This window comes from Methanoculleus sp. DTU007, assembly GCF_001512385.1.
Classification (GTDB): Archaea; Halobacteriota; Methanomicrobia; order Methanomicrobiales; family Methanoculleaceae; genus Methanoculleus; species Methanoculleus thermophilus.
In genome coordinates this window covers 9,425-17,425 of record NZ_LFRO01000010.1, presented here as the reverse complement: position 1 = coordinate 17,425, position 8,001 = coordinate 9,425, and the positions used below count along the sequence as shown (strand labels likewise).

Here is an 8,001-nt window from a genome sequence, read left to right as displayed (position 1 = left end):
GAGGTGCCGGCTCCATCCCCGGATCCGCCGGAGCCTTCGACTTTTCCGGGGCGATCGCCGGTGGGCGGGAAGGTACTCCGCCCGATACGTGCGGGCAAGATCATCCCGGAGCACTGTGAGGATCTCCCGGATCGGGCGGGATGGCGACCCGTACTCGTATGCCATACCATCTGATGATACAGAGAACTCTTTTAACTTTGCCTTTGAGTTAATCGCCGATTTTGAGGTCCGGCATCCCTTCCATATCCCGGTTACGTGAGCGTCAGGACAAACGCGACGGCAAGCACGATATGCAGGCAGAGAAAGAGCGGGACAAGCCGGAACTTCCCTTTCTGCGTCTTGTGCCGGAAAAGCCGCATCGCGAAAAGAGCGCCAAACGGCCCGAGCAGCGCCATGACAAGGAGCGTCTTCTCCGGAGTCCTCCAGGCCGAGCGTCTCGCCGATCGTTTGTCGCTGTAGTATGCAAGGAACGCGGCGGCGTTTATAGTAAGATAGATCGCGATCGCGGCCTCAAGGAGGATCATGCCGATAATCCCTCCAGTTTAGGGATATTTTTCAGGAAATTCGATTTATATCCCTCGAGCACCGGCCGGATCTCTCCGGCGGTCGCGGGGTGTTTTTTGTGCTCCATGACAGGGTAGATCTGCTTGATGATTCTATATAAATCGGGATAAGATGAAACGACAAAAGGATCTCTACGGCTGGTCTGGAAAAAGGAGTTTTAAGTTTATCAGGTCCTGCCGCCGGAAGAGAGTTCCGTCAGGTTGAGCAGGGTGGCATTCTCCGCCGTGACGTTGAAGGGCACGATCACGATCTCGCCCTCCGCCCTCTGCTCGACGTCGGGGACGGGGTATTCAAAGACGCCCGCCTCACCAGCGTCATGGTGCAGGACGGCAAAGAGGGCATCGGTGGCGACGAAGGTGTGGATGGTGACCGTGACATTCTCATTCATCCCGGGCTCGACCGGCGTATAGCCGATGACCCCGCCGGGATGCCCGAAGAGATTGTTGTGAATAACGAGCCATCCGGTCCCGTTGCTCACGACCTCGCGGATCGTGACGTTCCCTACGACCGCATCGCCCTCGATCATCTGATCCGTCACCTGGATCGAGGCGTTCTCGGTTGCATTCATCCCCACGGCTTCCTGGGCGGAGACTGCCCCAATGCAGCAGGCCGCGAGTACTGCCGCAAGAACTAGCCAGCGCTTCTGCATCTCTTCGACCTCCCCCTGTGAGGGGAGGCACGGATGACCCCGGGATTATATATAGTTTGGGCAACTCCAGGCTGGAGAGAAATGTGGGGAGCAGGGTCCTGCCCCGGCTGGACTTGAGTTCAGAGCCCGAGCCTCGCGAGCGGCGAGTCGAACGGGGAAAACTTGCTCTTCTCGGCAAGGCAGACCGGGCAGCGCCAGTCGTCAGAGAGGTTTTCAAACGCGGTTCCCGGCGGAATATCCGCATCACCGGTCGAGGGGTTATAGATATGCCCGCATATCGAGCAGCGGTATGTCTTCATGATTGTGGATTTTGCCGACAGCGAATTTAAATCTGATGCGTGACCTGGAACGTTTTTGAACGAGGATACGGAAGAGATGGCATACAGCATGAAAGAGACCCTCGCGGCGCTCGCCGACCTGACCCGGATTCACTTCTTCTTCGTCTGGCCGCTGCTCTTCTGTTCGGGGCTCATGCTTGCGTTTGAGAACTACGGCGGGTTCTCGTGGGAACTCATCGCCCGGGCCGCTCTCATCGGGCTCTCTGGGTTTCTCGCCGGGCTCGTTCTGAACGACTACGTTGATGAAGAGTACGACCGCCGGGAGGTCGAAGGGTCGCTCACCCGCTACTGGCGCCCGGTGAGAGGACGGCCGATAGCAGAAGGGCGGATCTCGGCCCGGGCGGCCTTTGCGGTCTTCATAGCCCTCGCGGCAAGCGCAACCGCGCTCGCCGTGACGCTGCCTGCACCGCACAGCCTCTACGTCCTCGCGATCATGGGGTACTCGTATCTGGTCGAGTACTTCTACCAGACCAAAAAGCGCAGCCAGACCCTGCCGATAGCCCAGGTAATCGGGCGGACGGACTTTGCCCTCTTCCCGGTCGCCGGCTACCTGGTGCACGGGAGCCCGGACGCGACCGCCCTCCTCTACTTCCTCTTCTTCTATCCCTGGACGCTCGCCCACCTTGCAGCAAACGATATCGCCGATATCAGAAACGACCGTGCACGGGGGATGGCGACGATACCGGTCCTCTACGGCATGAAGGGAGCAGTCGCCTGGACGCTCGGCTTCTCGGCCGTCCACGCCGCGATAGCGCTCGTCTTTGGTCTCGCACTCGGGCCGATCACCATCGCCGGGTTTTCTGCAGGGCTCATCCTTCTAGGGGCCGCAAACTACATCGTCCTCCGGGAAAAGAGCCCGGGCGCGGCGATTCGGGCGCTGCCGCTCATGCATGCATCACTGCTCGTCTACGCCATAGCGATCATCGCCGGCGCCGTTCTTTAAAAACAGGGGTTATCCCCCTACTCCACGATGAACTCCCCGTTCATCGAGGGGTGCACATCGCACCGGAAGAAGTAGGTTCCGGGCTTTGCGGGCGCTGTGAACGTATAGGTCGCCCGCGCCGGTCCGGTGATGATCTCCCCTATAGAGATCGCGGTGGCCGCGGAAGAGTCCGTGTAGACTGCAACGTTGTGCGGGATGCCTTCGTCCCGGTTATCGAAGTTTATCGTCACTTCTGCACCCGCGGGGACGGTGATCCTCTTTTTATTGAAGGCAAAGTTCTCGGCCGCGATATCGATTGTCGCCTGCGGGGTCATGCGCCCACCACCACGGCGGTCGTTTCCATGACTATGGTCGGTCGTGCCATGGGCCAGACGGTGCGATCGAGAACGATAAAGGTTGCTCCAGTGTATCAAGTTCGAAAAGAGGGAGGGTGTGTCTCCCCCTACTCCACGATGAACTCCCCGTTCATCGAGGGGTGCACATCGCACCGGAAGAAGTAGGTTCCGGGCTCCGACGGCGCCGTGAAGGTGTAAGTCACCTGGCCCGGGCCGGTGATGATCTCGCCGATGTAGATCGGTGTCATCGCCGAGGAGTCTGTGTAGATCGCGACGTTGTGAGGGGCACTATCCCGGTTATCGAAGTTCATCGTCACCTCTGCGCCCGCAGGGACCGTGATCGTCTCCGTATCGAACTCGATGTTCTCAGCCGCGATATCGACCGTCACACTCTCGCCACCCCCGGCGGCAGGGGGCGGGGGCGGTGCTGTAGTCGGTGTTGCGGTCGGGGTCGCCGTCACGTTCGCCGGGGCGAGCTTCCAGACCCTCCCGGTCATGTTGGATGCATCCGGTCCCCCATCGTCGGTCGTGAGCACGTAGATCTCCGAGGACTCGTCCACACCGAACCCGAGGAGGAAGGCCTCTACGGTCCCGGCAGGCGTCCCGTTCACGTTGAGCCTCTCTAGCCTCCACATTGCGATGTTCTCGGGCGTGAGGTTCTCGGCGGAGTCGGGAACGGCCGACGGGTCCCAGCCCTCAGGTGGGGTTGCGGCGAGGAGGGTTGCATTCCCGGTGGCGAAGTTGTTGCTCCAGTAGCCGAGGATGTAGCGTCCCGCAAGGTCCGGGAGCGTCGTGCCGTTGTAGATGCCGCCGCCGACGAAGACGACACCCAGGTCATGTCCGCCCTCGATGATGGGGCCGATCAGGGGATCGCCGGAGGAGCCGTTCGTCGGGCAGGTTGCCGGTGGGACCCTGGGGTTCTCCGGGTCGAAGCAGTGGGTTCCCTCCATGATGCGCCATCCGTAGTTTCCGCCCCTCGTGACGATATCAACCTCCTCAAAGAGTTCCTGACCGGCGTCGGCCACGTAGGCGTTGCCCTCGGCGTCAAACCGGAGGTAAGCGGGGTTCCTGAGACCGTAGGCGTAGATCTCGGGTGGGATGCTCGTGTTTGCGACGAACGGGTTGTCCGCCGGGATGCCGTAGAGGGTGCCGGCCGCCGTCGTCCAGGTAGCGTTCTCCGGCGGTGTTGCGTTCGTGGCGGTGACGTTGTCAACGTCGATCCGGAGCATCTTGCCGTAGATCTTTGTGAGATCCTGAGCGTTCCCGATCACTGGCGTGTGGCCGGTCCCGTTATCGTCTCCTGCCCCACCGTCGCCAAGCGGGACGTAGAGGTAGCCGTCACGGGGGCTAAAGCCGATGCTCCCGCCGTTGTGGTTGAACTGCGGTTTGTCGATCTCCATCAGGATCTTCTCCGAGGTCATGTCGACCCGGTCGGGGTTCTCGGGATCGACCTGGAACTCCACGAGACGGTTCGTGCAGTTCCAGCCCTCGGGCGCCCCCTCGCGGAGGGGTGCGCTGTAGAATGCAAAGACCCTCCCGTTCTCCCGGAATTCGGGGTGGAAGGCTATCGAGAGGAGACCGCGCTCATCAAACGACGGATCGAGGTCGACCAGACGATCTCGAACGTCCAGGAACGGCTCCTCGGCGCGTGTGCCGTTAGGATAGATGATCGAGACCGTCCCGATCTGGTCGACGACAAAGAGCCTGCCCGAATCATCGCCGGCGTGCGTGAGCATCACCGGGGCGACAAAACCCTCGGCAATCGGTTCGAGACTCACGTTGAGCGGTTCATCCTCAATAAGTCGGGTGACGGATGTATTGTTCTCAAACACCGCTGCATAGGGCGATCCTGCGTTCGTCAAGTTCCCGCCCGGGATCCCGGGAGCGGGTGTCTGCGTCATGTTGGTCTCATTATCCGGGCTCACCTGCGCCCCGGCAACGCCTGCCAGAGCGATGAGGACGAGCACGGATACCATGACTACGACTGCTCGTGTCATGGCCCCTCCCTATGGAGAGGTATCGATAAAGGTTATCCAACCCGCTCATAGATCCGAACCCCACCCTCATCATAGATCAGAGTGAGTCCCTGGTCTGGGAGTCGGACGTCGTAGCGCTCGCGCTCGGGCTCGCCGACGTAGAGGAGGGTCGCGTTGTACTTCTCCATGAGCGCGAGAGAACGCTCTGGGTCCTCGTAGATCGCCCGGATGTCCGCCGGGCGCTCTGTATACCAGGGGCCGTTCCCCCGCCAGGTCAGTTCGTGACTCCTCTGGCCGAGAATCGTCGGGATACCGGTAAGAGACGATATCCGGGAGTAATAGCCATAATCGCCGTTCTCCGCCTCGACAATCCGGTGGTCACCGTCGAGCGTCCGCAGGAAATCGATCGCCGCGGCCTCCGCGGGTCGCGTGGCATCAAGGTAGGCAAGCCCATCGAGCGTGTGGTAGCCCGCCGGAGGGTACTCGATCCCGAGGAGCCCCCGGCCGATCTCGATGTTGAGGGCAACCGGTGCGAGGATGAGGGCAGCGGAGGCGGCGAGTGCAAGCCACCGGGATACCGGGATCGGCCGCCGCCCGGAAAGCCAGCCGGCGGCAGCAAGAATGGTGCCGGTCCCGAGCAAAATCCAGGCATCGAAGTAGAACTTGAAGATTGTATTGAACCGGCTGTAGTCGCCCCCGAGCATCTCCTGAAGATAGACGACCTCGCAGAAGCCGAGGACCGCAAGGCCGGCGATGCAGAGGAGGTCGGCAAACGAGCGCTCCCGCCGGACGAGAAGATAGACGAGCGGCACGAGGATGACCGCGAGAGCCACGTAGCCGCTGATGAGGGCCGGTGCGGCGACGGCGAGCAGGAAGGGGGAGCGGCGTATATCCCGGGCGACGGCGACGTAGGTGAGAGCGAGAAACCCGCCCCAGACCGCGAGAAACGCGAGCGGGTCGGTGGGGGGAAACCCGGTGCCGATCCCGCCGATACCCGCAGGCTCGAGGTGGAAGTAGTAGGGGAGGTAGAGGGCAAGAGCGAACGCGGGGACGAAGAGGGCGGCCATGAGTGTGGAGCGGTCCCGCTCACGGAGAGCGAGCACGAGGAGAAAGATCGCGACTAGGGGTGCGTAGACGAGAGCATCCCAGGAGGAGAGGAGCGGCATCGAGCCGATGGAGAGGGCAAGGAGGAGGGCGAGCGCCCCCCGCCCCCGGAGATCGAGCCCACCCCACCGGCACCATGCAAACCCGAGGAGGAAGATGAGGAAGACCTCGTTGAAGAGAGCCATCTCGAAGGCGTGGACGTTCCCGAGGATGAGTGAGAAGACCGGAAACTCGACCCGGGCACCATGAATGATCCAGTTGGTCTCCTGGAAGGCCTGGTAGATATCGGCGCCCGCGGCGAGCGACCAGAGAACCGACGGCGGGACGATGAGGAGGACCGCGAGGGGGAGCCATCGGTAGCGATCGAGGAGGAGGCGGCCGAGGGCGTAGAGGACGACGAACGCCGTCCCGTAGACCGTGGCCGGGACGAGGTTGAAAGCCACCTCCGATGGAATGCCGGTGGCGATCGAAAGAGTGCCCATCAGCCAGTGGCCGAGGTAGTAGTAGACGGTGAGATCTCCTCCCGCAAACCAGGGATCGAGCGGCGGCACGACCGGTTCACGGATGATGCTCGCGATGAAGGCGTGGTTCATGTACTGTTCGCTGAAGTAGTTGATGGGCGGATTCGTGAACCGGACGGCAAGCGCGAAGAGAAACCCGACGAGGAAGACCGCGTCCCAGGTAAGATTGCCCCGGATCCCGGGGATCCAGTAGTCCCCCCGCCGGATGCCCCAGATCCCGAGGAGAATGAAGAGAAGGAGGGCGAGGACAACCGGGATGCGGAAGAAGCCGCAGTACCAGGTCGCAAGGGCAAAGAGGAGGAGGGAGGCCGGGTATGCCGCCGGATAGGCGTAGTCGCCAAGTGTTTGGCGGAGGCTGGGCCAGAGGGTCATCTGGAGAAGTTTGATGAGCCCGGCCCAGAGCAGGACGTTGCATACCTGGGTTAGAAGGTCCACGCCCCGTTATCGGGCGCGAGGGTATATGCGCTTTGTGTCCACTTTCCACAGGATGGTTTAACCAGAGATCTCGCGATACGTACAGTTAGAATATGGCCGACAGGAAGAAGTTTCAGGGGGTTATCAGACTCCGGGAAAAGGGGAAAGTCGCAGTCCGCGGAAAGATCCTCGCCGGCTTGATGACCGCGCCGCAGATGGCGGCACTGGCACGGATCGCGGAGGAGTTCGGTGACGGGACGATCGGGCTGACGACGCGGCTCAACGTGGAGTTCCCAAACATCGACCGACGGGACGCCCAAGCGGTTGCAGAAAGGCTCCGGGAGGCGGGGATAGAGCCGGGGAGCACCGGGGCTGCCCTCCGGTCGGTCGTCGCCTGCAAGGGTACGACCTGCAGGCACGGGTGCTGCGACACGCAGGGGCTCGCCCGGGCGATCGAGGAGCGCTACGGAGGATACGAACTCCCCTGGAAACTCAAGATCGCCGTCACCGGATGCCCAAACAACTGCGCGAGAGTTCAATTAAACGACATCGGGATCATGGGCCTGCGGTTCCCAGAGTACGGCGTCGGGGAGTGCAACGGTTGCGGCGCGTGCGAGAAGACCTGTCGCGAAGGAGCCGTCCGGGTCGTCGACGGCGAGGCCCACTACTCCGAAGAAGCCTGCGTTGGATGCGGCGATTGCATAACGATCTGCCCCATGGATGCTATTGGGGTCCAGAAAGAGGGGGTGCGCTTCTTCCTCGGCGGGAGGTCGGGAAGGGTCCTTCAGACCGGGATCGAGGCGGACGGGTTGATCGCCGAAGAAGAGGTGCTCGGGATTGTAGGAAAGGTTCTTGAAAGTTACCGGGAGAGAGCACTGCCAGGAGAGCGGCTTGGCGAGATGATGGAGCGCGCAGGAAGAGATGCGGTCTTTGCGGCCGCCGGATTGAAGCCGCGTGAGTAAACGTTCTTTCCCGATTCATTGCGACGGCGGCGCTTCCGCTCTCGGCACGCCGCCCCAGTCGCCGCACTCCGTGACGACCCGCCACGTCTCCCTGAGTCCATCCTCCTCCAGCCGGACGATCCTGGCGGTCCCGCCGAGGCTCTCCTCGACCTCGAAGAACTCCCGGGCTCTCTGCTCGTTGAAAGGGCCGTAGCG

Annotated in this window: 9 protein-coding genes; 2 read left to right on the top strand and 7 right to left on the bottom strand. The window is 62.0% G+C overall.

What is annotated here, in order from left to right; all coding sequences use genetic code 11:
• Positions 1 to 251: 251 nt before the first annotated feature.
• The 3 genes from ACI94_RS01340 to ACI94_RS01330 form a co-directional block, all read right to left on the bottom strand.
• Positions 252 to 524, bottom strand: a complete 273-nt coding sequence (locus ACI94_RS01340; protein ID WP_066958093.1) for a DUF1294 domain-containing protein — start codon at positions 522 to 524, stop codon at positions 252 to 254.
• A 206-nt stretch (positions 525 to 730) separates the two neighbouring features.
• Positions 731 to 1,213, bottom strand: coding sequence for a hypothetical protein (locus ACI94_RS01335; RefSeq protein WP_066958091.1), 483 nt, complete (start codon positions 1,211 to 1,213; stop codon positions 731 to 733).
• 119 nt (positions 1,214 to 1,332) lie between these two features.
• A complete protein-coding gene (locus ACI94_RS01330) occupies positions 1,333 to 1,512 on the bottom strand; it encodes a rubredoxin (RefSeq protein WP_066958089.1) in 180 nt (59 codons plus the stop codon).
• Positions 1,513 to 1,600: 88 nt separating this feature from the next.
• Here ACI94_RS01330 and ACI94_RS01325 point away from each other — a divergent pair, with 88 nt between their 5' ends.
• Positions 1,601 to 2,494, top strand: coding sequence for a UbiA family prenyltransferase (locus ACI94_RS01325; RefSeq protein WP_066958187.1), 894 nt, complete (start codon positions 1,601 to 1,603; stop codon positions 2,492 to 2,494).
• A 17-nt stretch (positions 2,495 to 2,511) separates the two neighbouring features.
• On the opposite strand, the gene ACI94_RS01320 is transcribed toward ACI94_RS01325, so the two are convergent.
• The 3 genes from ACI94_RS01320 to ACI94_RS01310 all read right to left on the bottom strand — a co-directional run bounded on the left by ACI94_RS01320 (position 2,512) and on the right by ACI94_RS01310 (position 6,865).
• On the bottom strand, positions 2,512 to 2,808 hold the full coding sequence (locus ACI94_RS01320) for a cupredoxin domain-containing protein (protein ID WP_083524833.1): 297 nt from the start codon (positions 2,806 to 2,808) through the stop codon (positions 2,512 to 2,514).
• A gap of 128 nt (positions 2,809 to 2,936) precedes the next feature.
• Positions 2,937 to 4,826 (bottom strand): PQQ-dependent sugar dehydrogenase, encoded by a 1,890-nt coding sequence (locus ACI94_RS01315; RefSeq protein WP_224732786.1) that lies wholly within the window; start codon positions 4,824 to 4,826, stop codon positions 2,937 to 2,939.
• A 32-nt stretch (positions 4,827 to 4,858) separates the two neighbouring features.
• The gene (locus ACI94_RS01310; protein ID WP_066958085.1) at positions 4,859 to 6,865 is read right to left on the bottom strand and encodes a DUF2298 domain-containing protein; all 2,007 of its coding nucleotides are present in this window, start codon (positions 6,863 to 6,865) and stop codon (positions 4,859 to 4,861) included.
• A gap of 92 nt (positions 6,866 to 6,957) precedes the next feature.
• Between ACI94_RS01310 and ACI94_RS01305 the strand changes: the two genes are divergently transcribed.
• Entirely contained in the window at positions 6,958 to 7,806 is an 849-nt protein-coding gene (locus ACI94_RS01305; RefSeq protein WP_066958083.1) for a 4Fe-4S dicluster domain-containing protein, read from the top strand.
• Between the two features lie 15 nt (positions 7,807 to 7,821).
• Here ACI94_RS01305 and ACI94_RS01300 read toward each other — a convergent pair.
• The coding region (locus tag ACI94_RS01300) for a hypothetical protein (protein ID WP_286681008.1) at positions 7,822 to 8,001 on the bottom strand (180 nt) is incomplete at its 5' end.

Bases quoted from the DNA above. Each gene is read 5' to 3' on its own strand.
- ACI94_RS01315 (WP_224732786.1), bottom strand. From the start codon at position 4,826: ATGACACGAGCAGTCGTAGTCATGGTATCCGTGCTCGTCCTCATCGCT.
- ACI94_RS01320 (WP_083524833.1), bottom strand. From the start codon at position 2,808: ATGACCCCGCAGGCGACAATCGATATCGCGGCCGAGAACTTTGCCTTC.
- ACI94_RS01330 (WP_066958089.1), bottom strand. From the start codon at position 1,512: ATGAAGACATACCGCTGCTCGATATGCGGGCATATCTATAACCCCTCG.
- ACI94_RS01305 (WP_066958083.1), top strand. From the start codon at position 6,958: ATGGCCGACAGGAAGAAGTTTCAGGGGGTTATCAGACTCCGGGAAAAG.
- ACI94_RS01340 (WP_066958093.1), bottom strand. From the start codon at position 524: ATGATCCTCCTTGAGGCCGCGATCGCGATCTATCTTACTATAAACGCC.
- ACI94_RS01335 (WP_066958091.1), bottom strand. From the start codon at position 1,213: ATGCAGAAGCGCTGGCTAGTTCTTGCGGCAGTACTCGCGGCCTGCTGC.
- ACI94_RS01325 (WP_066958187.1), top strand. From the start codon at position 1,601: ATGAAAGAGACCCTCGCGGCGCTCGCCGACCTGACCCGGATTCACTTC.